This window comes from Paracoccus sp. (in: a-proteobacteria) (genome assembly GCF_047605025.1).
Taxonomy (GTDB): Bacteria; Pseudomonadota; Alphaproteobacteria; order Rhodobacterales; family Rhodobacteraceae; genus Paracoccus.
Window position 1 is genome coordinate 28514 of record NZ_JASGGO010000003.1, and the last position, 26628, is coordinate 55141.

Annotated in this window: 24 protein-coding genes; 15 read left to right on the forward strand and 9 right to left on the reverse strand. The window is 68.1% G+C overall.

The window, feature by feature from the left end:
• Positions 1 to 37: 37 nt before the first annotated feature.
• The 3 genes from QM682_RS02955 to QM682_RS02965 all read right to left on the reverse strand — a co-directional run bounded on the left by QM682_RS02955 (position 38) and on the right by QM682_RS02965 (position 2944).
• Entirely contained in the window at positions 38 to 826 is a 789-nt protein-coding gene (locus QM682_RS02955; RefSeq protein ID WP_415126938.1) for an inositol monophosphatase family protein, read from the reverse strand.
• 61 nt (positions 827 to 887) lie between these two features.
• Positions 888 to 1589, reverse strand: a complete 702-nt coding sequence (locus QM682_RS02960) for a GntR family transcriptional regulator (RefSeq protein WP_415126940.1) — start codon at positions 1587 to 1589, stop codon at positions 888 to 890.
• Complete coding sequence (locus QM682_RS02965) at positions 1586 to 2944, reverse strand: formimidoylglutamate deiminase (RefSeq protein WP_415126942.1); 1359 nt, start codon at positions 2942 to 2944, stop codon at positions 1586 to 1588. Before QM682_RS02965 ends, QM682_RS02960 begins: the two co-directional genes overlap by 4 nt.
• A gap of 96 nt (positions 2945 to 3040) precedes the next feature.
• Between QM682_RS02965 and hutI the strand changes: the two genes are divergently transcribed.
• The 11 genes from hutI (at position 3041) to QM682_RS03020 (ending at position 15206) form a co-directional block, all read left to right on the forward strand.
• Positions 3041 to 4243 (forward strand): imidazolonepropionase, encoded by a 1203-nt coding sequence (hutI, locus tag QM682_RS02970; protein WP_415126944.1) that lies wholly within the window; start codon positions 3041 to 3043, stop codon positions 4241 to 4243.
• Entirely contained in the window at positions 4236 to 5774 is a 1539-nt protein-coding gene (gene hutH / locus QM682_RS02975; protein WP_415126946.1) for a histidine ammonia-lyase, read from the forward strand. Before hutI ends, hutH begins: the two co-directional genes overlap by 8 nt.
• Positions 5771 to 6562, forward strand: a complete 792-nt coding sequence (gene hutG / locus QM682_RS02980; RefSeq protein WP_415126948.1) for an N-formylglutamate deformylase — start codon at positions 5771 to 5773, stop codon at positions 6560 to 6562. The genes hutH and hutG overlap by 4 nt, the downstream gene beginning before the upstream one ends.
• A 5-nt stretch (positions 6563 to 6567) precedes the next feature.
• Complete coding sequence (gene hutU / locus QM682_RS02985; RefSeq protein ID WP_415126950.1) at positions 6568 to 8247, forward strand: urocanate hydratase; 1680 nt, start codon at positions 6568 to 6570, stop codon at positions 8245 to 8247.
• 65 nt (positions 8248 to 8312) lie between these two features.
• Positions 8313 to 9122, forward strand: a complete 810-nt coding sequence (locus tag QM682_RS02990) for a transporter substrate-binding domain-containing protein (RefSeq protein ID WP_415126952.1) — start codon at positions 8313 to 8315, stop codon at positions 9120 to 9122.
• Between the two features lie 57 nt (positions 9123 to 9179).
• Positions 9180 to 9827: an amino acid ABC transporter permease gene (locus QM682_RS02995; RefSeq protein WP_415126954.1), complete on the forward strand. Its 648-nt coding sequence runs from the start codon at positions 9180 to 9182 to the stop codon at positions 9825 to 9827.
• On the forward strand, positions 9827 to 10483 hold the full coding sequence (locus QM682_RS03000; protein WP_415126956.1) for an amino acid ABC transporter permease: 657 nt from the start codon (positions 9827 to 9829) through the stop codon (positions 10481 to 10483). Before QM682_RS02995 ends, QM682_RS03000 begins: the two co-directional genes overlap by 1 nt.
• A 3-nt stretch (positions 10484 to 10486) precedes the next feature.
• Entirely contained in the window at positions 10487 to 11257 is a 771-nt protein-coding gene (locus QM682_RS03005) for an amino acid ABC transporter ATP-binding protein (protein ID WP_415126958.1), read from the forward strand.
• A 118-nt stretch (positions 11258 to 11375) separates the two neighbouring features.
• Positions 11376 to 12488, forward strand: a complete 1113-nt coding sequence (locus QM682_RS03010; protein WP_415126960.1) for an acyltransferase family protein — start codon at positions 11376 to 11378, stop codon at positions 12486 to 12488.
• Positions 12489 to 12913: 425 nt separating this feature from the next.
• Positions 12914 to 14185 carry a hemolysin family protein gene (locus QM682_RS03015; protein ID WP_415126962.1) on the forward strand — a complete coding sequence of 424 codons (1272 nt, stop codon included), beginning with the start codon at positions 12914 to 12916 and terminating at the stop codon, positions 14183 to 14185.
• Between the two features lie 97 nt (positions 14186 to 14282).
• Positions 14283 to 15206 carry a LysR substrate-binding domain-containing protein gene (locus QM682_RS03020; protein WP_415126964.1) on the forward strand — a complete coding sequence of 308 codons (924 nt, stop codon included), beginning with the start codon at positions 14283 to 14285 and terminating at the stop codon, positions 15204 to 15206.
• 6 nt (positions 15207 to 15212) lie between these two features.
• Here QM682_RS03020 and QM682_RS03025 read toward each other — a convergent pair whose 3' ends face one another.
• From QM682_RS03025 to QM682_RS03045, 5 genes are all read right to left on the reverse strand, one after another.
• Entirely contained in the window at positions 15213 to 16013 is an 801-nt protein-coding gene (locus QM682_RS03025; protein WP_415126966.1) for an energy transducer TonB family protein, read from the reverse strand.
• Complete coding sequence (gene exbD / locus QM682_RS03030; RefSeq protein ID WP_415126968.1) at positions 16010 to 16498, reverse strand: TonB system transport protein ExbD; 489 nt, start codon at positions 16496 to 16498, stop codon at positions 16010 to 16012. Before exbD ends, QM682_RS03025 begins: the two co-directional genes overlap by 4 nt.
• Before the next feature lie 3 nt (positions 16499 to 16501).
• A complete protein-coding gene (gene exbB / locus QM682_RS03035; RefSeq protein WP_415126970.1) occupies positions 16502 to 17641 on the reverse strand; it encodes a tonB-system energizer ExbB in 1140 nt (379 codons plus the stop codon).
• A 139-nt stretch (positions 17642 to 17780) separates the two neighbouring features.
• A complete protein-coding gene (locus QM682_RS03040) occupies positions 17781 to 18824 on the reverse strand; it encodes a siderophore-interacting protein (protein WP_415126972.1) in 1044 nt (347 codons plus the stop codon).
• A gap of 154 nt (positions 18825 to 18978) precedes the next feature.
• Complete coding sequence (locus QM682_RS03045; protein ID WP_415126974.1) at positions 18979 to 20151, reverse strand: pyridoxal-phosphate-dependent aminotransferase family protein; 1173 nt, start codon at positions 20149 to 20151, stop codon at positions 18979 to 18981.
• Positions 20152 to 20286: 135 nt separating this feature from the next.
• On the opposite strand from QM682_RS03045, the gene QM682_RS03050 reads away from it, so the two are divergent.
• Genes QM682_RS03050 through dinB form a run of 3 tightly spaced genes read left to right on the forward strand, consistent with a single transcriptional unit; the run spans position 20287 to position 23860 of the window.
• Positions 20287 to 22026, forward strand: a complete 1740-nt coding sequence (locus QM682_RS03050; RefSeq protein WP_415126976.1) for an ABC transporter ATP-binding protein — start codon at positions 20287 to 20289, stop codon at positions 22024 to 22026.
• A complete protein-coding gene (locus tag QM682_RS03055; protein ID WP_415126978.1) occupies positions 22026 to 22757 on the forward strand; it encodes a YgfZ/GcvT domain-containing protein in 732 nt (243 codons plus the stop codon). Before QM682_RS03050 ends, QM682_RS03055 begins: the two co-directional genes overlap by 1 nt.
• Positions 22754 to 23860: a DNA polymerase IV gene (gene dinB, locus QM682_RS03060; protein ID WP_415126980.1), complete on the forward strand. Its 1107-nt coding sequence runs from the start codon at positions 22754 to 22756 to the stop codon at positions 23858 to 23860. Before QM682_RS03055 ends, dinB begins: the two co-directional genes overlap by 4 nt.
• On the opposite strand, the gene QM682_RS03065 is transcribed toward dinB, so the two are convergent.
• Entirely contained in the window at positions 23851 to 24771 is a 921-nt protein-coding gene (locus QM682_RS03065; protein WP_415126982.1) for a DUF533 domain-containing protein, read from the reverse strand. The two genes, dinB and QM682_RS03065, sit on opposite strands and share 10 nt — an antisense overlap.
• 258 nt (positions 24772 to 25029) lie before the next feature.
• On the opposite strand from QM682_RS03065, the gene tuf reads away from it, so the two are divergent.
• Positions 25030 to 26205 (forward strand): elongation factor Tu, encoded by a 1176-nt coding sequence (tuf, locus tag QM682_RS03070; protein WP_415126984.1) that lies wholly within the window; start codon positions 25030 to 25032, stop codon positions 26203 to 26205.
• Positions 26206 to 26628: the final 423 nt, after the last annotated feature.

Below are 26628 nucleotides of genomic sequence, written 5' to 3' on the forward strand. Positions count from 1 at the left end.
CGGCAATGCGCCCGGTCGCCGGAAAGGTCAACCTGCCTTAGTCGCGGCTGCGGACGATTTCCGCGAAGCCCGCGAAAAGCTGGGGGTTCGAGGCGACGATCTTGCCGGTCTCGACCGGGTTTTCCTCGGGGTTCAGGCCCTCGACGAAGCCGCCCGCCTCTTTCACCAGCAAGATGCCCGCCGCGATGTCCCATGCCTTGACGTTGCGTTCCCAATAGCCGTCGAGGCGGCCGGAGGCGACATAGGCCAGGTCCAGCGCCGCCGCGCCCCATTGCCGCATCCCCGAACAGACCGGCATCAGCCGGCTGAGGTCGCGGATCGTCGCGGGCAGGTAGCCGCGCCCGGAATGGGGAACGCCGGTCGCGAAGATCGACTCGCCCATGTGCCGGCGCCCCGAGACGCGGATGCGGCGGTCGTTCAGGAAGGCGCCGTCGCCGCGCTCGGCGGTGAACATCTCGTCCTTGGCGGCGTCGTAGACCACGGCGGCGACGATCTCGCCCTTGTGCTCCAGCGCGATGCTGACCGCCCAATGCGGCATGCCGTGCAGGAAGTTGTTGGTGCCGTCCAGGGGATCGACGATCCAGCGCCGCGTCGGGTCCTCGCCCGCGGCGGCGCCGGTTTCCTCGCCCAGCCAGCCGTAATTCGGGCGGGCGCCGCGCAGTTCTTCCTTGATGATCCGCTCGGCCTCAAGGTCGGCCTTGCTGACAAAATCGCCCGCGCCCTTGACCGAGACCTGAAGGTTCTCCACCTCGCGGAAGTCCTTGACGAGGCTGCGGCCCGCCTTGCGCGCGGCCTTGATCATGATGTTGAGATTGGCGCTGGCCATGGGGGTTCCTTATTCGGGGTCGCGGCCCTCATAGGGCAACCCCCTGGGAAAGTGAAGCGGGTCAGGTCTGTGCGATCATGCTGTAGCCTGGATGGAATGCGAGTCTGACGGATGTGATTGCTCCGGTTTCGTTCCATGTCGTGCGCCGGAGGACAAGGAGGGCGGTGCCTGGGCGGGTTTCCAGCATGCGGGCATCCCGGGCATCGGCGTTTTCGGCGGAGAATGCCATGTCGTTGCGCGACCAGGGGAAGTTTCTGACCAGCCATTCATTGGCATTGATGCGCTGGAAATCGACCCTTTCGGCGCCGGGCGCGGCCTGGGGGTTGATCCAGCGGTCCTCGACCTGGAAGGGGTGGCCGTCGCCGTAATGGACGGTGCGCAGATGGATCAGCGGGGTGCCCTGGGCCAGGGCCATGCGCGCCGCGATCCCGGCGGGCAGGGGCGAGAGTTTCTGGGCCACGACGCGGTGGCTGTATTCGCGGCCTGCGCTCTCGATCTGCTCGCGCACGATGGGGATGGTCAGCGTGGCCTTGCGCGCGGGGTTCACGGTGACATGCGTGCCCGCCCGGCGCTTGCGGTCCAAAAGCCCCTCTTCGGCCAGCAGTTGCAGCGCCTTGTTCACGGTGGCGCGGGCGGCGCCGAATTCGACGGCAAGCTCGGCCTCGTCCGGGATGCGCTCGCCCTGGCACCATTCGCGGTCCAGGATGCGGCGGCGCACCTCGGCGGTGATATGTTGGGCCTTCGAGGCGCTTTTCTCGGTCACATGCGGTCCTGAAGCCGGCTGATGGTCGTCAGATAATCGGCGATGATCGCGTCGCGGTCCATATGCCTTCCGCCCTGGACCACATGGCGCCCGGCGGCCCAGACATCGCGCACCAGCCCGTCATGGCCGGCGAAGATCAGGCTGTCCAGCAATTGGTCGCCCCCGCGGCCCGCCATGACCGGGTTCGCGGTGTCGATGGCCAGCAGATCGGCCCAGAGCCCGGCCCGGATCGCGCCGGTGTCGCGCCCCGCCGCCGTCGCGCCGCCATCCAGGCCCGCGTCAAGGATCACCCGGCCCGTCGATCTGTCCGGGGTGGCCAGGATCGCGCGTCCCCGGTCGCGCAGGCGCTGGCTGTATTCCAGCGTCCTGAGTTCCTCGACCAGCGAGATGCGGATATTGCTGTCCGAGCCGAAGCCGTAGCGGCCGCCCGCCCCGGCCCAGGTCGTGCCGTTGAAGATGCCGTCGCCCAGGCTTGCCTCGGTGATCGGGCACAGGCCCGCGACGGCGCCGGTGGCGGCCAGGCGCCGGGTCTCGTCCTGGGTCATGTGGGTCAGGTGGATCAGGGTCCAGCGGGCGTCGGGCTGGTGGTTGTCCAGCAGCCATTCGACCGGGCGGCGGCCGTAGGCGGCGCCGATCTCCTCGATCTCGGGGATCTGCTCGGCCAGGTGCATGTGCAGGGGACGGCCGGGACGCAGCGCGACGCAATCCGCCAGCCCCTCGGGCGAGACGGCGCGCAGGGAATGCGGCGCGACGCCGATGCCCGCGTCCGGGGGCAGGTCGCGCAGGGCGGCCTCGGAGGCGTCCAGCAGGCGCTGGTATTCCTCGGGCGTGGTGCCGAAGCGGTCCTGACCCGGCGCGAGCGCCCGGCGGTCCACGCCGCCGAACTGGTAATGCACCGGCAGCAGCGTCAGCCCGATCCCGGTGCGGCCGGCGGCGGCGGCGATGCGCGCGGCCATCTCGGCGGGATTGTCGTAATGCCCGCCGCCGGGACGGTGGTGCAGATAGTGGAATTCGACATTGGTGGCATAGCCCGCCTCCAGCATCTCCATCTGGACCAGGGCCGCGATGGGTTCGATGTCGTCGGGGGTCAGGTGGTCCAGGAAGCGATACATGATCCGGCGCCAGGTCCAGAAGGTGTCGCGCGGCTCGGGGCCCTTGGCTTCGGACAGGCCGGCCATGGCGCGCTGGAAGGCGTGGCTGTGCAGGTTCGCCATGGCGGGCAGCAGCAGGCCCGCCGCGGGGCCGCCGGTCACGCCGGTTTCCACATCGGCGATTCGGCCCTGATCGACCGTCACGCAAACATTTTCTGCCCAACCATCAGGCAGCAAGGCCCGTTCCGCCCAGATCTTTTCCATCGCGCCGCCCTTTTCCGTGCGAAAATAAGTTTAGACATAGAGATTAATTAAGTTTATACATAGAAACAGCGAGAAATCAATCCGGGACAATGGCCGATGCAGCTTCTTGTGAATGCCCAGATCGCGACGATGGCCGGGGGGTCAGGCGGTTACGGCCTGATCGCGCGGGGCGCGCTGGTGATCGGTGAGGGTCGAATCGCCTGGGCCGGTCCCGAGGCGGATCTGCCGGCGCGTTACTCCGCCGCGCCGCGCCGCGATCTGGGCGGGCGGCTGGTGACGCCGGGTCTGATCGACTGCCACACCCATATCGTGTTCGGCGGCGACCGGGCGCGGGAATTCGAGATGCGGCTGGAAGGCGCGGGCTATGAGGAGATCGCGCGCGCCGGCGGCGGCATCCTGTCCAGCGTCAAGGCCACCCGTGCGGCGGATGAGGCGGCGCTGCTGGCCGCTGCCCTGCCGCGCGTGGATCACCTGATCGCCGAGGGCGTGACCACGCTGGAAATCAAGTCCGGCTACGGCCTGACCGTCGCGGATGAGCTGAAGATGCTGCGCGTCGCCCGGCTGATCGAGGCGCGCCGGCCCGTGCGGGTGCGCACCACCTTCCTTGCCGCCCATGCCCTGCCGCCGGAATACAAGGGCGACCGCGCCGGCTATATCCGCGAGGTGGTGATCGCCGGGATGGAGGCCGGCCATGCCGAGGATCTGATCGACGCGGTGGACGGCTTTTGCGAGGGCATCGCCTTTTCGCGCGACGAGATGGCGGCGATCCTGGACCATGCGCGCGGGCTGGGCCTGCCGGTCAAGCTGCATGCCGAGCAGCTTTCCGACCTGCATGGCGCGGCCATGGCGGCGGCGCGCGGCGCGATCTCGGCCGACCATCTGGAATGGCTGGGGCAGGACGGCGTGGACGCGATGGCCGCATCCGGCACCGTCGCGGTGCTGCTGCCCGGCGCTTTCTATACGCTGCGCGAGACGAAATACCCCCCGGTCCTGGCGCTGCGCGATGCCGGCGTGCCCATCGCGCTGGCCACGGATTGCAATCCCGGCACCTCGCCGTTGACCTCGCTGCTGTTGACGATGAACATGGGGGCGACGCTGTTCCGTATGACGCCCAGCGAATGCCTGGCCGGGGTGACGCGCAACGCCGCGCGCGCCCTTGGGCTGAGCGATCGCGGTGTGATCGCCGCCGGACAGCGCGCCGATCTGGCGGTCTGGGATGTCGCCCACCCGGCCGAACTGACCTATCGCATCGGCTTCAACCCGCTTCATACCCGCATCTTCGGAGGCGAAATTGCCTGAACTGATCCTGACACCCGGCGAAACCACGCTTGCCCAGCTTGAGCGCGTCTGGCGCGAGGGGCTGGCCGTGCGGCTGGCCGACAGCGCGCGGCCCGGCATCGCCGCATCCGCCGCCCGCATCGCGGCCGCCGCCAATGGCCATGTGCCGGTCTATGGCGTGAACACCGGCTTCGGCAAGCTCGCGTCGATCAAGATCGCGGCGGGGGATACCGCCACCTTGCAGCGCAACCTGATCCTGTCGCATTGCTGCGGCGTGGGCGAGCCGGTCGAACCCGAGACCGTGCGCCTGATCATGGTGCTGAAACTGCTGTCGCTGGGGCGCGGCGCATCGGGCATCCGCCCCGAGGTGGTCGCGCTGATCGAGGCGATGCTGGCGCACGGGGTGCTGCCGGTGATCCCCTCGCAGGGCTCGGTCGGCGCCTCGGGCGATCTGGCGCCGCTGGCGCATATGGCCGCCGCCATGCTGGGCGAGGGGCGCGCGCAATATCAGGGCCGCGAGATGGCCTCGGCCGAGGCGCTGGCCGCCGCCGGCCTGTCGCCGGTGGTGCTGGCCGCGAAAGAGGGGCTGGCGCTGATCAACGGCACCCAGGTCTCGACCGCCTTCGCGCTGGCGGGGCTGTGGGATGCCTTCGCCGCCGCGCGCACGGCGCTGGTGACCTCATCGCTTTCGACCGATGCGATCATGGGCTCGACCGCGCCGTTTCTGGATCAGATCCACACCCTGCGCGGCCATCGCGGCCAGATCGTCGCCGCCCGCACCATCCGCGCGCTGATGGAGGGATCCGAGATCCGCGAAAGCCACCGGATCGGCGACAGCCGCGTGCAGGATCCCTATTGCATCCGCTGCCAGCCGCAGGTGACGGGCGCCTGCATCGACCTGCTGGGCCAGGCCGCCCGCACCCTGGAGATCGAGGCCAATGCCGCCACCGACAACCCGCTGGTGCTGACCGAGGTGGATGCCATCGTCTCGGGCGGGAATTTCCACGCCGAGCCGGTGGCCTTCGCCGCCGACCAGATCGCGCTGGCCGTGGCCGAGATCGGGGCGATTTCCCAGCGCCGCATCGCGCTGATGGTCGATCCGGCGCTAAGCCATGATCTGCCGCCCTTCCTGACGCCCGATCCGGGGCTGAACTCGGGTCTGATGATCGCCGAGGTGACCTCGGCCGCGCTGATGTCGGAAAACAAGCATCTGGCGACGCCGTGCAGCACCGATTCCACGCCCACCAGCGCCAATCAGGAGGATCACGTCAGCATGGCCGCGCATGGCGCCCGCCGGCTGCGACGGATGAACGCGAACCTGGCGCATATCCTGGGCATCGAGGCGCTTTGCGCCGTGGCCGGGGTCGAGTTCCGGGCGCCGCTGAAGACCTCGGACCCGCTGCGGGCGGTGATGGCGGTGCTGCGCGCGACCATCCCGGCGCTGGAGCAGGACCGCTACATGGCCCCCGACCTGGCCGAGGCCGCGCGCCTGGTGCGGACCGGCGCCCTGACCGCCGCCGCAGCCCCGCTGCTGCATGAGGTGCAAGCATGATCCCCGTCGAAACCGTTCAGGGCGACAGCCCGGTCATCCTGGGCCTGCCTCATACCGGGACATATCTGCCCGAGGACATCCGCGCGGCGCTGAACCCGCGCGGGCGCGAGCTTGCGGATACGGACTGGCATATCCACCGCCTTTACGACGGGCTGCTGCCCGGCGCGACCACGGTGCGCGCGACATTCCACCGCTATGCCATCGACGCCAATCGCGGGCCGGACGATGCCAGCCTTTACCCCGGCCAGAACACCACCGGGCTGGTGCCGCTGACCGATTTCGACGGCGCGCCGATCTGGCAGGTCGAACCGACGGCCGAGGACATCGCCGACCGCAAGGCCCGCTTCCGTGCCCCCTATCACGCCGCGCTGGCGGGCGAGATCGCGCGGGTCAAGGCGAGGCATGGGGTGGCGATCCTTTATGACTGCCACTCGATCCGCAGCCATATCCCGTTTCTGTTCGACGGCACCCTGCCCGACTTCAATATCGGCACCGACAGCGGGCGCTCATGCGCGCCGGCCATCGAGGCCGCCGCGCATGAGGTCGCAGCCGCGACCGGCCGGACCCATGTGCTGAACGGCCGCTTCAAGGGCGGCTGGACGACCCGGCATTACGGCCAGCCGGGCCAGGGCGTCCACGCCATCCAGATGGAGCTGGCGCAATCGACGCATCTGGCGACCGAGGCCGCGCCCTTCGCCTATGACGAGCAGAAGGCCGAAGCCCTGCGCGTCACCCTGAAAGCGATCCTGACGAAACTCGCGGCGCTGGCCGCCGAATTGAAGGTTTGAATCACATGGACAATCCGCGTCACAATACCCGCGATATCTTCCCCGCCACCGGCACCGGGATCACCGCGAAAAGCTGGCTGACCGAGGCGCCCTTGCGGATGCTGATGAACAACCTGCATCCCGACGTGGCCGAGAACCCGCATGAGCTGGTGGTCTATGGCGGCATCGGCCGCGCCGCCCGCACCTGGAAGGATTTCGACCTGATCGTCGATGCCCTGCGCAAGCTTGAGGACGACCAGACCCTGATGGTGCAGTCGGGCAAGCCGGTGGGCGTGTTCCAGACCCACAAGGACGCGCCGCGGGTGCTGATCGCCAACTCGAACCTGGTGCCGCATTGGGCGACCTGGGATCATTTCAACGAATTGGATAAAAAGGGCCTGGCCATGTATGGCCAGATGACCGCCGGATCCTGGATCTATATCGGCTCGCAGGGCATCGTTCAGGGCACCTATGAAACCTTCGTCGAGGCCGGGCGCCAGCATTACAACGGCGATCTGCGCGGCAAATGGATCCTGACCGCCGGGCTGGGCGGCATGGGCGGCGCGCAGCCTTTGGCCGCCGTCATGGCCGGGGCCTGCTGCCTGGCCGTGGAATGCGACGAGACCCGCGCCGATTTCCGCTTGCGCACCCGCTATGTCGATGAAAAGACCCATTCGCTGGACGAGGCGCTGGCGATGATCGACCGCTGGACCAAGGCTGGAGAGGCGAAATCCGTGGCGCTGATCGGCAACGCGGCCGAGGTCTTTCCCGAACTGGTGCGGCGCGCAAAGAACGGGGGCGTGCGGCCGGACATCGTGACCGACCAGACCAGCGCCCACGATCCGGTGCATGGCTATCTGCCCGAGGGCTGGACCGTCGCCGAATGGCGCGCGCGCCAGGAAACCGACCCCAAGGCGGTCTCGGCGGCGGCGAGGAAGTCGATGCGCAGGCAGGTCGAGGCCATGGTCGCCTTCCATGACGCCGGCATCCCGACCGTCGATTACGGCAACAATATCCGCCAGATGGCGCTGGAAGAGGGCTTTGACCGCGCCTTTGCCTTTCCCGGCTTCGTGCCGGCCTATATCCGGCCGCTGTTCTGCAAGGGCATCGGGCCGTTCCGCTGGGCGGCGCTCTCGGGCGACCCCGAGGACATCTACAAGACCGATGCCAAGATGAAGGAACTGTTCCCCGACAACCCGCATCTGCACAACTGGCTGGACATGGCGCAGGAGCGCATCGCGTTCCAGGGCCTGCCGGCGCGGATCATGTGGATCGGTCTGGGCGACCGCCACCGCGCGGGCCTGGCCATCAACGAAATGGTCCGCAATGGCGAGTTGAAGGCCCCGGTCGTCATCGGCCGCGACCACCTGGACAGCGGTTCCGTCGCCAGCCCCAACCGCGAAACCGAGGCGATGCGGGACGGCTCGGACGCGGTGTCCGACTGGCCGCTGCTCAACGCGCTGCTGAATACCGCGTCAGGTGCCACCTGGGTCAGCCTGCATCACGGCGGCGGCGTCGGCATGGGCTTTTCCCAGCATTCCGGCATGGTCATCTGCTGCGACGGCAGCGAGGATGCCGACAGGCGCATCGCACGCGTCCTGTGGAACGACCCCGCAACAGGTGTCATGCGACACGCCGACGCAGGTTATGAAATCGCCATCGATTGCGCGCGCGAGCACGGCTTGAACCTGCCCGGGATACTCTGAATCCAAGGGGCGCGGGGCCGCAACGCACCGGAACCGCGCCCGTTTCGTCTGACAAGGAGAAAGACATGAGCTTCCAATTGAGCCTGAAGGCCGCCGCGATCAGCCTGATCGCCCTGGCGACCGCCGCCCATGCCGACCAGCTTGCCGACATCAAGGCGGCGGGCAAGATCGTCACCGCGACCGACATGCACTACGCGCCCTTCGACATGCTGGTGAACGGCACCTATGAGGGCATGACCAAGGATCTGTTCGACGAGGTTGGCAAGGAAATCGGCGCCGAGCCGGTCTATCAGGATATCCCCTGGACCGCCGAACTGCCGGGCCTTGAGGTCAAGAAATTCGATATCGTGATCGCCCCGGTGACCATCACCCCCGAGCGGCTGGAACGCTATACCTTCACCCTGCCGATCGCCGATGCCACCGTCTCGCTGGTCAAGGCCGCGAATGGCGACCTGACCAAGCCCGAGGACATCAAGGGCAAGACCGTCGGCGTCCAGCAGGGCACCGCGCAGTTCAAGCAGCTTGAAGCCTATGGTGCCAGCCTGGGCGGCGTGACCATCAAGGAATACGGCACCACCGACGAAGCCTATGCCGACCTTGCCGCCGGCCGGCTGGACGCGGTGGCGGGCTCGCTGCCGAACCTGACCTATCTGGTCAAGAACCGCCCCGAAACTTTCGCCCTGTTCGAACCCGCGAAATTCGGCGAGCCGAAATATTTCGCCTGGGTGCTGCGCAAGGATGCCGACAGCGACAGCTTCGCCGCCGCCATCAACGAGGCGCTGCTGAAGATGACCGACGACGGCCGGGTCAAGGCGATCCAGGAGAAGTGGCTGGGCAGCTATACCGAACTGCCGCGCGAGGTTCCCGCGAAGTAAGCCCCCGTCGGGCGGGACCTTCCCGCCCGCCTTTCCATTGCTTCAGGACCAGGGCGCATGTTCTCGATCCCCGTCTTTCTGGAAAGCTTCCAGCCGCTGTTCTGGGCGGCGCGCTATACGCTGCTGATCTCGGTTCTGGGGATCGGGCTGGGGCTGGTGATCGGCACGCTGATCTGTGCCGCGCGGCTGTCGCCCTATGCCGCGCTTCGCGGCTTCGCGGGGCTTTGGGTCAGCTTCCTGCGCGGCGTGCCGCTGCTGGTGCAGTTGCTGGTCTTTTACTACACGCTGCCGGTGATCGGGCTGGACATGCCGGCGACCGCCGCCGCCGTGATCTGCGTGGGGATCTGCGCCAGCGCCTATATCAGCGAAATCTGGCGCGGCGCCATCGCGGCGCTGCCCAAAGGCCAGACCGAGGCCGCGACGGCCATCGGCATGACGCCCCGCGACACCTGGGTCCGGGTGATCCTGCCGCAAGCCTTCACCCTGTCCCTGCCGGCGCTGGTCAACGAGCTGATCCTGCTGGTCAAGGCCAGTTCGCTGGTCTCGGTGGTGGGCATTCTGGAAATCACGCGGGCAAGTCAGGCCCAGGCCGCGACCACCTTCCGCCCGCTTGAGGTCTATATCGCGGCGGCCTGCATCTATCTGGCGATCAACCTGTGCCTTGCGGCGCTGGGGCGTTACCTTGAACACAGGACGGCCGTGTGATGGACATCTTGCTGCAATATGGGCCGATGCTGCTGCGCGGCTTCAGCATTACTGTCATCTGCTGGGCCTTGGGCACGGTCTTTGCCATGGCGCTTGGCCTGGCCATCGCGCTGGTCCAGCGTTACGCGCCGCGCCCCGTGCGCTGGCTGATCCAGGTCTATATCGAGGTGATCCGGGGCACGCCCTTTCTGGTGCAGCTTTTCGTGCTGTATTACGGTGGCCCGCTGATCGGGCTGCGGCTGGACGCGCTGCCCGCCGGCCTGCTGGGCCTGACCATCTATGGCAGCCCCTATTTCGCCGAGATCTTCCGTTCCGGCTTTCGCGCCGTGCCGCATGGCCAGGTCGAGGCCGCCCGCGCCATCGGCATGGCCGAGCCTTCGATCATCCGCCGCATCCTGCTGCCGCTGGGGCTGGTCTCCTCGCTGCCGGCGCTGGTCAATTTCTCGATCATCCTGACCAAGGAGACGGTGATCCTGTCCGTCATCACCGTGCCGGAACTGATGTATCAGGTCAGCCGCATGTCCACCGAGACCTTCCGCTATGTCGAGGCGAACCTGGTCCTGGCGCTGTTCTTCTGGGCCCTGGTCGAGACCATCAGCCGCCTTGGGCGCCGGTTCGAGCGCCGCGTCACCCAACATCTGATCGAAAGGACGTAAGCGATGCAGGCATCCTCCGTCGAAATCAGCAAGGTCAACAAGTTCTACGGCCCGTTCCATGCGTTGAAGGACGTGGACCTGTCGATCCCGCCCGGCAAGGTGACCTGCCTGATCGGGCCTTCGGGGTCGGGCAAGTCCACATTGCTGCGCTGCATCAACTTCCTTGAGGAATACGATTCGGGCGAGGTGCGCATCGACGGCAGGCTGATCGGCTATGACAGCCCCGGCCGCAAGATGTCGGGCCGCAAGCTGCGCGAGATGCGGCGGTCCATCGGCATGGTGTTCCAGCAGTTCAACCTGTGGCCGCACATGACCGCGCAGCAGAACGTGGCCGAAGGGCTGATCCGGGTGCGCGGCCTGCCCAGGGCCGAGGCCGAGGCCCGCGCCGCCGACGCCCTGCGCAAGGTGGGCCTGGGCGACAAGATGGGCAACCACCCGGCGCGGCTGTCGGGCGGCCAGCAGCAGCGCGTCGCCATCGCCCGCGCCATCGCGATGGAGCCCCGGCTGATGCTGTTCGACGAGCCGACCAGCGCGCTGGATCCCGAACTGGTGGGCGAGGTGCTGAACGTGATGAAGGCGCTGGCCTCCGAGGGCATGACCATGGTGGTCGTCACGCATGAGATGGGCTTCGCCGCCCATGTCGCCGATCAGGTCGCCTTCATGGAAAAGGGCGAACTGGTCGCGGTGGACAGCCCGCGGGGCATCTTCCACGCGCCCAAGGACGAACGCATCTGGAATTTCCTGCGCACCTATCACGAACGCAACAGCTTCTGACCTGCCGTTTAGACCGGCATTTTTCGACGCGACGCAGGCGGTCCTGCCGATTCCGGCATGTCGCTTGCGGCGTGATAGATGTATAGTCTGGGCCAGTCGCAGTTGTGAGGTTTCAGCGTTGTCCGGTTTTTCTCGGCCCGTGCATGGCGGACGAGGGCTGTTCGCCCTGTCCGTGGTCATCTATCACGTCTTTAACTCGGGTCTGCCGCCGGTCCCGATGCCTTGGCTGCTGCACCAGGGCTTCGATTCGCTGAAATTCGGGGTCGAACTGTTCTTCATGATCAGCGGCTATGTCATCGTGGGCACCATGGCGCGCGCGCGCACGCCGGTGCAATTCATCGCCGACCGGGCGACGCGGATCTATCCGGTGCTTTGGGCGGTGCTGCCGGTCGCGATCCTGGCCAATCTCTCGGTCGCGCGGGGACCGCTGGCCGATGGTGGCATTCTGGGCAACCTGGGCATGATTCTGGCGAACTTCCTGGCCCTGGGTCCGGTTCTGCCGGTGACGGTGATCTATGGCGTGACCTGGACGCTCAGCTTCGAGTTCGCCTTCTATCTTCTGGGCTTCATGATCCTGCTGGGGCGCCGGCGCGGTCTGGACCTGACCTGGCTGGCCCTGGCCCTGGGCCTTTCCTATTGCGTGACCGAGCCGCGCGCGCTTTATTTCCTGCCCGGCGTGCTGGTCGCCCTGGGCTGGGTGGAAAAGGTGCCGTTGCTGCGGCTGCTGTCCAGGGCGCCGCTTTTCTGCCTGCTGGCGTTCCTGGCACTGTGGCAGGCCGGATCCAGCGATGCCATACCGCATATTCCTCCGATCTATCAATGGCATCACGGCTGGATCTGGCTGACCGGCCCGCTGGCCTTCCTGGCCGCCACCACCTTCATGAACGGGCTGGTGCATGGCCGGGGCCTGATGTCGCGTCTGTTGCAGACCGGCCCGTTCATCTGGCTGGGGACGATCAGCTACAGCCTTTACATTTGGCACCCGCTGGTGCTTGGCCCGGTCAAAAACCTTTTCCGCAAGCTTGCCCTGCCCGAGCATCTGGGCGCGCTGACCCAGCCTGCCTTTCTGTTGATCACGCTGCCCGTCTGCCTGCTGATCGCCACGCTGAGCGCCCGCTACCTTGAGGCGGGCGTGACCGCATGGCTGCGCGGCCGCCGCCGCCCGCCCGCCAGCGTGGCCGAGGGCGAAAGCCCCGCCGCGCTGAAACTGGACGCCGCCCGTTCGATATGATGCCGTCCGCGTCCGCCAGATGGCTCCGGTCGGGGATGTCCGATCTGTGGTTGTTCCCGGCGCCGCAATGGATAGAATGGGCGAACAGAGATTTCGGAAACAGCCGCCGACCCTTGTGATGATCGACGACATATCCGATCTTGCCGAGCCTTCGCGACGAAGCGGGCCCGGCGAGGTCGCTTCCATCCTTCTGGACAGCCCCCAGGATGGTGACCCCGAGCCGGAGCCCGGCAATTTCTTTCCAAAGCCGTCTCGCGGCCAGCGTCCGCGCGTGATGACCGCGCCGCGCCCCTGCCGGCCTTGCGCGCCGCGCTTCGGCGTGTCGGGTCTTGCGCGGATCCCCGGTTCGGATCGGGCGCGCTTCGCGGCCACCGCCAGACACCCCCAGAGATACCGCTCCGTGCGGACAAAACGAGCATAAGCCCATGTGGATCGAGATCCTGATCGTCGTCCTTCTGACCTTGGTGAACGGGCTTCTGTCGATGTCCGAACTGGCCATCGTCTCGTCCCGTCCCGCGCGGTTGAAGGTGCTGGCCGAGCGCGGCAGCAAAGGCGCCCAGACCGCGCTGGACCTGGCCGACGACCCTGGCCGCTTCCTGAGTTCGGTGCAGATCGGCATCACCCTGGTCGGGGTGCTTTCGGGGGCCTTTTCCGGGGCGACGCTGGGCGCACGGCTGTCCGCGGCGCTGCCGGGCTGGGGTGTGCCAGCCACGGTCGCGCAGCCACTGGGCACCGGCCTGGTGGTTGTCGCCATCACCTATCTGTCGCTGATCCTGGGCGAGTTGGTCCCCAAGCAGGTCGCGCTGCGCCAGCCCGAGCAGGTCGCGCAGCGCGTGGCGCCCCTGATGCGCGGCATCTCGCGCGTGGCGGCGCCGCTGGTCTGGCTGCTGGACCGCTCGGGCAAGCTGGTGCTGCGGCTGCTGGGTCAGACCGGCACGGACAGCAGCGGCATCTCGGACGAAGAGATCCGCCTGGTCATCGCCGAGGCCGAGAATGCCGGCGTCATGCACCGCGCCGAAACCGAGATGATCGCGGGCGTCATGCGCATCGCCGACCGCAGCGCGCGCGGGCTGATGACGCCGCGCCGCGATATCGTGGCGATCGACGTGGCCGACAGTTTCGCCAGCGTGGCGCGCAAGTTCCGCCAAAGCCACCGCACCCGCCTGCCGGTCAGCGACGGCGACGAAAACAACATGATCGGTGTCGTCGCCAGCGCCGATCTGGTGGCGATCAGCGCGCAGAATTTCGACATTCGCCAATTGATGAAAGAGGCACCGATCATCCCCGAGACGATGGACGCGCCCGATGTCATCTCGCGCCTGCGCACCTCGCCGGGCCAGATGCTGCTGGTCTATGACGAATACGGCCATTTCGAGGGCGTGGTGACGCCGATGGACGTGCTTGAGGCGATCACGGGCGAATTCTCGGGCCTGGACGATGACGAGCCGAAGCTGGTCGAGCGCGAGGATGGCAGCCTGCTGGTTGCGGGCTGGATGCCCGCCGACGAACTCGCCGACCGGCTGGGCATGTCGCTGCATGAGGATCATGACTTCTCGACCGTGGCGGGTCTGGTGCTGGACCTGGCCGGCCAGATCCCGCAGATCGGCGACAGTGTCGATTGGGGCGCCTGGCGGATCGAGGTTCTGGACCTGGACGGGCGGCGCATCGACAAGCTGCTGGTGGCCCGCAAGGGCTGAAGGGACCGGCCGGGCGCCGTCTCCGGGTTGCAGCCGGGCCAGGTGGTAGGCGCAAGCCCGCCCTTGCTACCGCCCGCCGCTTTGATAAGCCGGGTCCATGAACTTTACCCTGCGCCAGATCACCTATTTCCTTGCCGTTGCCCGGATGCGCAATTTCGGCCGCGCGGCCGAGGTTTCGAACGTGTCGCAGCCGGGCCTGTCAAGCCAGATCGCGCAGCTTGAGGCGCGGCTGGGCGGCGCGCTGTTCGAGCGTGGCTCGGGCACCGGGCCGGTGCGGCTGACCGCGCTGGGGGAACGCCTGCTGCCCGCGGCCCAGGAGTTGATGGACCAGGCGCAGCGGCTTGAAAGCCTTTCGCTTTCCGGGCGCGCGCCGCTTTCGGGCCGGCTGCGCCTGGCGATCATTCCGACCGTGGCGCCCTATCTGATTCCGCATCTGGTGCCCGCCTTGCGCCAGCGTCATCCGGGGCTGGACCTGACCTTGCACGAGATCGTCACCGACGAACTGGCCGAGGGGATCAAGAGCCACCGCTTCGATGCCGGGCTGATGGCGCTGCCGGTGGCCGAACCTGCGCTTTCCGCCGAGCCGGTGCTGCGCGACCCCTTCCTGATCGCGCTTTCCGAGGATGACACGACCTATCTTTCGGGGCCTGCCCGCCCCGAGCACCTGGAGACCGAGCGGCTGCTGCTGTTGGCGGACGGGCATTGCCTGCGCGACCAGGCGCTTTCGGTCTGCGGCCTGCGCAGCCCGCGCGCCAAGCTGAACCTGGAGGCGGCCTCGATGGCCACCCTGATGCGCATGGTCGCCAGCGGCATGGGCATGACGCTGATTCCGCGCCTGGCGATGGCGGACGAGAACCGCGATGGCAGGCTGCGGATCGTGCCCTTCGTCGATCCCGCGCCTTCGCGCGATCTGGCCGTGGTCTGGCGCCGCAATGCCGAGACTGCGGGCGATGCGCGGGCCTTGGCCGCCGTCATCCGCGCCCTGGCGCCGGTCCTGGACGTGACGGCGCTGGACGCCTGATTCGGATCAGAAGGTGATCCGCACCGGCAGGGTCAGCGGCACCGACTTGCCGGATGGATGCGAGGGCAGGCGCGGCATCCGGCTGGCCTGGCGATTCAGCATGGCGTCCAGTTGCGCGTCCCCGGTAGAACCCAGCAGTCGCGCGCCCGTCACCGCGCCATTCCCCCCCAGCGTGAAGGTCACCGTGACCTGCATTGCCGCGCCGCGCCGTCCTGACACGCGCGCGCGCTGCATATGGCGTGCCACCGCCGCCTGGACCCGGCTCTGCCAGCTTGCCACCTGCTTGGGCGAGGGCTGGGCGCCCTGCGCCGGCGCCGCCGAACGGTCGGATTGCGCGGCGCGCACCGTGGTCTGGGCCTTGCGCTGGGGCTGCTCCTCGGGGGCCTTCTTCTTCGGCTCCGGCTTCTTTTCCGGCTCCTTGCGGACCTGCTTCGGCTCGGGCTCGGGCTCGGGCCGCTCTTGCGGACGCTCGGATTTCTGGATCACCACCGCGTCTGGCGGGGGCGGGAAAAGCGAGTCCATGTCCGGAATCGGTTCCGGCACGGGCAGCGGCTCATCCAGGGCCAGATCGGGCACCGGCTCGGGTTCGGCTTCTTCCACCTCGGGGGTCTCGATCTCATCCGGGGGGGCCGCAGCCTCGGGCATGGGCGCAAGCTCGACGAAGACCGGCTCGGGCAGGCCCGGAGGCGCCGCCGCCTCGGCGGTGCGCATCAGCCAGATCGCGCCGCCCAGATGCGCGGCCAGCGCCAACACCGCCGCCGATCCCCAAAGCGCGCCCTCGCGCATCAGCCCCTGGCGGCGGCTCATGGCGTGGACCCCGTGGTGGGTGCGGCCGCCGGGGCGGCGGTCGCAGCAGCCGGGGCAGGCACGGCGCCCAGCGTCTCAAGCCCGACCAGCGCGATCTTCAGATAGCCGGCCTCGCGCAGCGCGTTCATCACCCCCATCAGGTCGCCATAGGCCACCATCTTGTCGGCGCGCAGGAAGATGCGGGTGTCGCGGTTGTTCTTTGTCGCCTCGGCCAGCGCGGCGGGCAGACCGTCGCTCGGCACGTCGGCATTGCCGATGGCCAGCGTCAGGTCCGGCCGCACGGTGACATAGATCGGCTCGTCCGGGCGCTGCGCCGGGGTCGCGTTCGACACCGGCAGATCCACGTTCACGTCCACCGTCGCCAGCGGCGCGGCGACCATGAAAATGATCAGCAGCACCAGCATCACGTCGATGAAGGGCGTGACGTTGATCTCATGGCTTTCCACCATGTCGTCGCCGTCCAGGTCACGGATACCGCCTGCCATGGCTTACACCTTGGCCTGGACGCCGGTCGCGTCGCGGAAGTCCAGGTCGCGGCTGACCAGGCGCTTGACCCCGGCGGCCGCATTGACCAGCCGCAGCCGATAGCCGGTGATGGCGCGGGCGAAGATATTGTAGATCACCACTGCCGGGATGGCGGCGACAAGGCCGATGGCGGTGGCCAGCAGCGCCTCGGCGATGCCGGGGGCCACCACGGCCAGGTTGGTCGTCTGCGCCTCGGAAATGCCGATGAAGCTGTTCATGATGCCCCAGACCGTGCCGAACAGCCCGACGAAAGGCGCGATCGAGCCGATCGTGGCCAGAAGGCCGGTGCCGACGCCCATGCGACGCCCCGCGACGGCGGCGATCCGCTCCAGGTGGCTGTCCACGCGTTCCTTCAGGCCGCTGCTGCCGGCCTGGTCCAGCGCCGGGGCCGAGCGGTCGTATTCCTTGGCCGCCGCCCGGATCATGCGCGAGACAGGATCCCCCCGCCGTCCGGTCGTCGAAAGCGCCGCCGTCAGGTTCGGGGCCTTCTCGATCCGCCGGATGCCGGCGCCGACCCGGCGCGAGGCGCCGGTCAGTTGCAGAAGCTTGACCACGAGCACCGTCCAGGTCGCGACCGAGGCCAGTGCCAGCCCGATCATCACCGCCTTGACCACGCGGTCGGCGGCCCAGAACATGCCCATAGGGGAAAGATCGTGGGGCAGGTTCGGATCGCGCTCGGTCGGGGCCAGCGGGGCCAGGGCGTCTTGCAGCGCCTGGACCAGCCCGCCTTCGCCCTCTGAGGGTGGCGGCGGTTCGGCGACGGTCTCGACCGGCACCGGAGCCGGGGTCACGGCGGGCGTCTCGACCGTTTCCGCAGGGGCTTGTGGCGTTTCGGCGGCGGGCGTTTCGGCACCGGAAGCCGGGGTGGCGGGTGGCTCGGCGACGGGTGCTGCCGGGGGCTGCGTCGCCGGTGCGGCGGTTTCGGCTGGTGCCGGCGCCGGGGTCACGGCGGGCGTGGCAACGGGCGCCTGCGTCTGGACGGCGGGCGCGGGGCTCGCTGGAGTAGTGGGGGCGTCCTGTGCCCAAAGGGCGCTTGCACTCAGAAGGCAGGCAAGCGAAATGGCGGGGCCCACGCCGTAGCGTGGCAGCGACGAATGGCGCATCTTGGTCCTTCGTGTCATCGGCGTCGATCAGCCGCATCTGGCCATGGCCTGCCTGGCACGGGGCCGGCAGCGATTCCTGGCTGCGGTTCGCGACCGGGTATCAAACGGCAGGGTAAAATTGTCAACTATTAGCTGGACCTTATTCCCGCGCCTCGCGCGTCCAATAGGAGGCAAGGTGACAGCGTGCCTTGTCATGGGCGAGTGAGCCGGTCAGCAACTCGCGCAGGACGGCGATCTGCGCCTTCTCCATCGCCATCCACAGAAAGCTTTCCGGTCGCGGCGGCGCATCGGCCAGCCGGGCCGCCAGCGCCTGCGCATCAGCAACCCGCTGAAAGACCATGCCCACGGGGCGAGGCCAAGGATATTCGGCCTGCCGGCCCAGCAGCCAGACCGTGCCCCTCGCGTGTGGCCGCGCGGCCAGGATGCGCGCCATCGCCGGATAGGCCGAAGGATCCCCGGCCAGCAGCAGCGCATCGCTTTCCGGGATGCCGCCGCCCGAGGGGCCGCTGATGCCGATCTTGTGACCCGGCGGTGCGCTTCTTGCCCAGGCGCCGGTCCGGCCGCCCGAATGCAGGAAAACATCGGTCTCGATCCAACGGCCCTCGGGATCGTGGGCGCTGACGGTATATACCGGACGATGCAGCGCCTTCGCCCCCTTCGGCCACAGGATCTGACCATTCGCCGCCAGCCTGGGCCATTCGGGCGCCGGATCGCCCGCGGGCGGAAGCAGCAGCCGGAAATGCATCGACTCCGTGTGCATCAGGCGCGCCAGGCCCGGCCCCTCAAGCCGCAACCGCAGGAAATCCGGCGTCAGGCGGGTGACATCGCGCAGCCAGGCCAGGCTGAAGCTTGTCGGCGGCTTTCCGGCATCGTCGCCGCCGCTCCATTCCAGCGGCGCGCCGGATGGCGGCAAAAGCCCCGCCAACTGGGCCGACAGCCCGCGCCGCAACCTCTCCAGATCCTCGGCGCGATGGGCGCGGACGAAAAGCAGCACGTCATGGCCGCGCTTCTTGGCGCCGAACTCGCCCTCGGCGAACTGGCACCAGGTCGAACGGCCATGCCCCTCATGCAACTCGCAACCCCGCCGCGCCGCCTCCCGCCGCAGCCGCCGGTCGACCGCGCCGAAATCCGCCCGCGCCAACAGGGCCTCGGATTGAAACTCGGGCAGGGGCGAGACGCGCATCCCTGGGCCTTTCGTCTGACAAGCGCCTCTGCGGCGGCGTGTTTCCTGGCCGAACTCTCGCATGGGGACCCGGAAAACGGAAAGACCCATTGCGCGCGGCTTCGTGCCTTCTTTGCTTCTCAAATACCCATGCGGCGCGGATCGAGGGGGCGGGTCAGGCCCCCGAGGCGATGACGCGGGCGGCGGCACCGATGCCGCCGGGCGTGTGCGGGATCGAAAGCGCGTCCAGCCCGGCCTCGATGGCGGCCAGGGTGCCCAGCAGTTGCGGCGCGTTCGCGTGTCCCATATGGGCGATGCGCAAGCCGCGATCAGGATCGGAGGCGCCCAGGCCGATGCCCAGCGTGACGCCCGTGACCTCTTGCGTCCAGCGCCGCAGCGCCGTGGCATCCGGGATCGTGGCCGCCGTGACCGAGCGTGCGCGCGCGGCGGGTTCCGCCACCACCGCCCGGATACCGGCGCCATTGCCGCCCCACCAGTCTAGCGCCGCCCAGGTGGCGCGGGCCAGCGCCTCGTGCCGCGCCCAGGCGGCGGGCAGGGTCTCTTCGTCCAGCAGCATCGCCAGCGCCTCGGTCATGCCGAAGATATGCTGCACGGGCGGGGTGCCGCCCCAATATTGCCAAAGCTCCTGCGCCTCGAAGCGTGGGGTCCAGTCCCAATAGGGTGTCGCCAGATCGGTGCGGGGCTGTGCCTTCAGCCGATCCGAGGCCCAGACCAGCGCCACGCCGGGCGGCACCATCAGCCCCTTCTGGCTGGCCGAGACCAGCAGATCCACCCGCCATTCGTCCATCAGCATCGGCTCGCAGCCCAGCGAGGCGATGGCATCGACGGCGAAGAAGGCCGGATGATCGCCCATGGCCGCGCGCAGCGCCGGGATGTCGGCGCGGGCCGAACTGGCGGTATCGACCTGGCAGACCAGAACCGCCTTGATGCGATGCGCCTTGTCCCCGGCCAGACGTTCGGCCAGGCGCTGCGGCTGGGCCGGAGCCAGGCCGAAATCCATCTCCTCGACCTCGACGCCCAGGGCGCGTGCTGTCGCCGCCCAGCCGCGTCCGAAATGCCCCGAGGTCAGCACCAGCGCCTGGTCGCCCCGGCTGAAGAGGTTCACGTTCGCGGCCTCCCACCCGGCATGGCCATTGCCGATATAGGGCGCGACATGCGCCTTGGTCCCCGCCAGCCGCTTCAACTGCGCGATCAGCGCGCGATTTAGATCCGTCATCTCGGCGCCGTAGATGTCGGGCGAGGGACGGTGCATGGCCCGCAGCACGCGGTCGGGCACCGGAGAGGGGCCGGGGATGGCGATGATCGGGCGGCCCTGGGCAAGGCTCATGTTCGGATGCCTTTCGATGGAACGCGCATTGGGTAGGGCCAGCGCCGGCCAAGGTCAACACGATGCCGCCGGCCCGGCTTGCCCTGCCGCCGCCCGCGCCTTATCCCTTGACGATATTCGTTACGCGGAGCCCAGATGGCCGACAAGCTGCAAAAGACCGCCAATCTGTTCTCGCGCATGTGGCGGGACTATCTGCGTGCCTATTCCGGGCGCATCCTGCTGGCGCTGTTCTTCCTGATCCTGGAAGGCTCGACCCTGGGGCTGCTGAGCTGGATGCTGAAGCCGCTTTTCGACCGGGTCTTCGTCGGCGGGGACAGCAATGCGATCTGGTGGGTCGGCGGCGCGATCTTCGGGCTGTTCCTGGTTCGGGCCGCGACCTTCGTGATCAACCGCAGCCTGATGACCTCGGTGTCGCTGGCGGTCTCGACCACGATGCAGACCGACATGCTGCGCCATGTCATGACGCTGGACGGCAGCTTCTTCCAAAGGAACCCGCCCGGCGCGATGATCGAGCGGGTGCAGGGCGACACCATCGCGGTGCAGGGGGTCTGGTCCACCTTCATCTCGGGGATGGGGCGCGACATCGTCTCGCTGGTGTCGCTGTTCGGGGTGGCGGTCGCGACGGACCCGGAATGGACGCTGGCCGCGCTGATCGGCGCGCCGCTTCTGGTCCTGCCCATGGTGCTGGTGCAACGCTATATCCGGCGCAAGATGCGGCAGAACCGGGGCAATGCCAGCCAGCGCGCCACGCGGCTGGACGAGGTGCTGCACGGCATCAACGCGGTCAAGCTGAACCGGATGGAGGATTACCAGGCCGCGCGCTTCGCCCAGATCGTGGACCGCATCCGCATGGGCCAGATCAAGATGTCCGCGATCGGCGCGACGATCCCGGCGCTGGTCGATGTCGTGACGGGCCTAGGCTTCATGGGCGTGTTGTGGCTGGGCGGTGCCGAGGTCACCTCGGGCGAGCGGACGGTGGGCGATTTCATGGCCTTCTTCACCGCCATGGCGCTGGCCTTCCAGCCGCTGCGGCGCCTGGGCAGCCTGACCGGCACCTGGCAGATCGCCGCCGCCAGCCTGGAGCGGATCTATGACGTGCTGGACATGCGGCCCAGCATCGTCTCGGGCACGCGCCGCGCGCCGCCCGAGAATACCGCGATCCGGCTTGCGGACGTGCATCTGGACTATGACGGGCATCCGGTGCTGAAGGGGCTGAGCTTTACCGCCGAGGCGGGGCGGACCACGGCGCTGGTCGGGCCTTCGGGGGCGGGCAAGTCCACGGTCTTCAACCTGCTGACGCGCATGGTCGATCCGGCTTCGGGGCGGATCACGCTGGGCGGCGTTCCCCTGGCCGAATTCGATCTGTCGGTGCTGCGCGACCAGTTCTCGACCGTCAGCCAGGATGCGGCGCTGTTCGACGAGACGCTGCGCGAGAACATCCTGCTGGGCAATCCCGAGCATGAGGAACGGTTGCGCCAGGCCGTCGTCGCGGCCCATGTCGCGGATTTCGCGGACAAGCTGCCGGCGGGGCTGGACACCGCCGCCGGGCCGCGCGGCTCGGCCCTGTCGGGGGGGCAGCGCCAGCGGGTCGCCATCGCGCGCGCGGTCCTGCGCGACGCGCCGGTGCTGCTGCTGGACGAGGCGACCAGCGCGCTTGACGCGCAAAGCGAACGGCTTGTGCAAGAGGCGCTGGACGAACTGTCCCAGGGCCGCACCACGCTGGTCATCGCCCATCGCCTCTCGACCATCCGCAACGCCGACAAGATCGTGGTGATCGAGGCCGGCCGGGTTGTCGAGGAGGGCAGCCATGACCAGCTTATGGCCCAGGCGGGCGCCTATGCGGCCCTTGTCCGCCTGCAATTCGGAGAGACGTGATGCGGCGCATTCTGGCGGTTTCGGGCGAGGATCGGGTGGCTTTCCTGCAAGGGCTGGTCACGAACAAGGTGGGCGAGCGGCCCGCCTGGGCGGCACTGCTGACGCCGCAGGGGAAATACCTGGCCGATTTCCTGGTCGTCCCGCAGCAGGCGCGGCTGCTGATCGACGTGGATGCGCGGCTGGCCGAGGATCTGGGGCGGCGCCTTTCGATGTATCGGCTGCGCTCCAGGGTGGGGATCGAGGCGACCGACCTGGCCGTGGCGCGGGGGACCGGCGAAAGGCCGGACGGCGCGATCATGGACCCCCGGCACCAGGCTTTGGGCTGGCGGCTTTACGGGTCCGAAGGCGATGACGGCACCGATTGGGACGCGATCCGGGTCGCGCATTGCATCCCCGAAAGCCTGATCGAACTGATCCCGAACGAGACTTTCATCCTGGAGGCGGGGTTCGAGCGCCTGCATGGCGTCGATTTCCGCAAGGGCTGTTATGTCGGCCAGGAAGTCACCGCGCGCATGAAACACAAGACCGAGCTTCGCAAGGGCCTCGTGACGGTCGGGATCCAGGGCGCGGCCCCCATCGGCACGCCGATCCTGATGCCCGACGGCCGCGAGGCGGGGGTGCTGTTCACCCAGTCGGGCGGGCGGGCCATCGCGCATATGCGCTTTGATCGCATGGGCCCGTTCGCGGAAGGCGGCGGGCTGACGGCGGGGGATGCCCGCATCCTGCCGTGAGCGACGATCCGGCGGGCGAGACCGGGCGCATCCGCCGCATCGTGCATGTGGATATGGACGCCTTCTATGCCTCGGTCGAACAGCGCGACGATCCGGCCTTGCGCGGATTGCCGGTCGCGGTCGGCGGCCTTACGCGCGGGGTGGTCGCGGCGGCCAGCTATGAGGCGCGGCGCTTCGGGGTGCGCTCGGCCATGCCCTCGGCGCGGGCGCAGCGGCTGTGCCCGGACCTGATCTTCGTCAAGCCGCGCTTCGATGTTTACCGCGCCGTCAGCCAGCAGATCCGCGAGATCTTTGCCGATTACACGCCGCTGGTCGAGCCTCTGTCCCTGGACGAGGCCTACCTGGACCTGACCGACCATCTGGAGGGCCGCACGGCCACGCGCATCGCGCAGGAGATCCGCGCCCGTATCCGCGAGGCGACGCGGCTGACCGCTTCGGCCGGGGTAAGCTACAACAAGTTCCTGGCGAAGCTGGCCTCGGATCAGCGCAAGCCCGACGGGCTTTTCGTGATCCCGCCCGAGGCGGGGGCCGCCTTCGTCCATGCCCTGCCCATCGGCCGCTTTCACGGCATCGGCCCGGCCACGGCGGCGCGGATGGAGGCGCACGGCATTCAGACGGGCGCCGACCTGGCGCGCCAGAGCCTGGAATTCCTGACCGCGCGCTTCGGCAAGTCCGGCGGGCATTACTGGAACATCGCGCGCGGCATCGATCATCGCGAGGTGCGCCCGGACCGCATCCGCAAGTCCATCGGCGCGGAAAACACCTATTTCCAGGATCTGCGCCGGCTTGCCGAAGCGCATGAGGCGCTGGCACCCCTGGCGGACAAGGTATGGCGTCACGCGATGGCCGCGGAGCGGATGGGGCGGACGGTGACGCTGAAGGTGAAATACGGCGATTTCCGCCAGATCACGCGGGCACGTTCGATCCCGCGCGCGGTGGCCAGCCGGGACGATCTGCTGGCCATCGCGTGGGAATTGCTGGTCCCGGTCTTTGCCGACCCGCATGGGGTGCGGCTTCTGGGGATCACGCTTTCGGGGCTGGAAGCGGCGGCGGGGGGCGAAGATGATGCACCCCGCCAGCTTGGCCTTTTCGATCAGGCGTAAAGGTTCACCGCACCGACCTGACTATGAATGCCGTTGACCGTGTCGCGGTCGAGGCCCAGAGCGGTGGCGAGGCCGTGCAGATATTCGGCCTCTTTGCGGTTGTCGAATTCGATCGCCATCAGCGACATCAGGTAGATCTGCTCACCATAGCCCTGGGGCACCTCGCGGGCGAGGGCGGCGGCGTCGACGGGCGCGGCCATCTGCTCGCGGATGAAGGCGCGCTCATCCTCGTCCAGCTCGCCGAATTCGGACATGAGCTTGGCCTTCTCCTGCTCGTCGATCTCGCCGTCGGATTTGGCGGCCTGGATCATCGCCTTCAGCATCAGCCCGGCCAGGGCGTTCTGTTCGGGCGTGGGCGCGGTGCTGGGCTCATCGCCGGTGGCGAGGGTCTCGTTGAAAAGCTCGCCGAAGCTGGAATCGTTGCTGGGTTGCGCGCCTTTCTGCGCGAGGCCGCCGGCCTTGGCCGGGCCGCCTCCCAGAAGATCGGACAGGATGCCGCCAAGCCCCCCCGCCGCCGCGCCGCCCAGAAGGCCGCCAAGACCGCCGCCGGCGCTGGCCGAGGTCGAGCCCTTGCCGGAGAGCTGGTCGAGGATGCCGCCGAGGCCGCCCGTGGCGCCGCCCGACGAACGGCTGCCGCCATAGGGCTTGCCCGAACCGGCGCCGGGGACGCGACCGCCAAGCACCTGGCCCAGTATGTCGCCCAGCCCGCCCGAGCCGGTCGTCCGGCTGGTCCCGCCTCCGGTATTTGCTCCCAGAAGATCGCCCAGGATGCCTCCCGAGGGTTGGCGTGCCGGCGTCGCGCCGGATTGGCCGGTCTTCGCGCCGCCCTGGGCATTCTTCATCATCGTGCCGATGCCCTTGGCCAGCATCACGCCGGCCGCCACGCGGGCGAGCGATTTCATCAAACTCATCTAGGACCCTCCTGACTGATAAAGCTAATAAGGCTAACTGGCTCAGTGTTACGCCTGGCCATGCTCGGGGCAAGCCTCATCGTGAGATAACGGCTCGTGGAGCGCAGGGTTCCGGGGCGCGGCGCGATTCCGGGGCGCTGCGCGATGGCGTCGAACAGATGCGAGCCGCCCTTGATTTTTCCCCGGCCCGTCTATAAGTCGCGGCGCATGTTTCACGACGGGGCTGTCGCGCGGGTGGCCCCCCGATAGGAGGCCATGATGGCAAAGGCAAAGTTTGAACGGACGAAACCGCACGTCAACATTGGGACGATCGGGCACGTTGACCACGGCAAGACGACGCTGACGGCTGCGATCACCAAGTATTTTGGCGAATTCAAGGCCTATGACCAGATCGACGGCGCTCCTGAGGAGCGTGCGCGTGGGATCACGATCTCGACGGCGCATGTTGAATACGAATCGGAAGCCCGTCACTACGCGCATGTGGACTGCCCCGGCCACGCGGATTATGTGAAGAACATGATCACGGGCGCGGCGCAGATGGACGGCGCGATCCTTGTGGTGAACGCGGCGGACGGCCCGATGCCGCAGACGCGCGAGCACATTCTTCTTGGCCGCCAGGTGGGGATCCCCTACATGGTCGTCTACCTGAACAAGGTCGACCAGGTGGATGACGAAGAGCTTCTGGAACTGGTCGAGATGGAAGTGCGCGAGCTGCTTTCGTCCTACGACTATCCCGGCGATGACATTCCGATCATCAAGGGCTCGGCGCTGGCGGCGATGGAAGGGCGCGACAAGGAGATCGGCGAGGATTCGATCCGTGCGCTGATCGCGGCGGTGGACGAATACATCCCGACGCCCGAGCGCGCGGTGGACCAGCCGTTCCTGCTGCCGATCGAGGATGTTTTCTCGATCTCGGGCCGTGGCACGGTGGTGACGGGCCGCGTCGAGCGTGGGGCGGTGAACGTGGGCGACGAGCTTGAGATCGTGGGTATCCGCGACACGCGCAAGACGACCTGCACCGGGGTCGAGATGTTCCGCAAGCTTTTGGACCGCGGGGAAGCCGGCGACAACGTGGGGGTTCTGCTGCGTGGCGTGGACCGCGACGGGGTGGAGCGCGGCCAGGTTCTGTGCAAGCCGAAATCGGTGAACCCGCACACGACCTTCGAGGCCGAGGCCTATATCCTGACCAAGGAAGAGGGCGGCCGTCACACGCCGTTCTTCGCGAACTACCGCCCGCAGTTCTATTTCCGCACGACGGACGTGACCGGGACGGTGAAGCTTCCCGAGGGCACCGAGATGGTGATGCCGGGCGACAACCTGAAGTTCGAGGTCGAGCTGATCGCGCCGATCGCGATGGAAGAGAAGCTGCGCTTCGCCATCCGCGAAGGCGGCCGCACCGTCGGCGCCGGCGTGGTGTCCAAGATCATCAAGTGATGATGCGGGGCGGGGCTTGGTCCCCGCCCGCGCGAGACAAGCGCCGGGTGATCCCGAGAGGGATATCACGGCGGAAAGGCCCGTCCCATAAAGGGGCGGGCCTTTTGCTTTGCGCCGCCGCTAGCCGGGGCGCTGCCCCGGACCCCGGGATATTTCGGCAAGAAAGAAGGGGGGGCGTGGATCTGAAGGCGAGCGGAGGGACTTGGCGTTTGTCGACCCGCGGCTTGCGGTGACTTGCGGTGGCGCTTTCCTGTGAGCCGGCGACCGTCAAAAACGGAGGGGCGGGGGTATGCCCCTTTCGAACCCGGCCCGAGGGTTCGAGGGCGTCGGGGGGGGCGCTGTTTCCCGCGCGCAGGGCGCGGATCTTTCGGGGTGCCGCCGGGGGCGATGCAATGGGTCGAGACGAGGGTGGGCTGGAGGTGT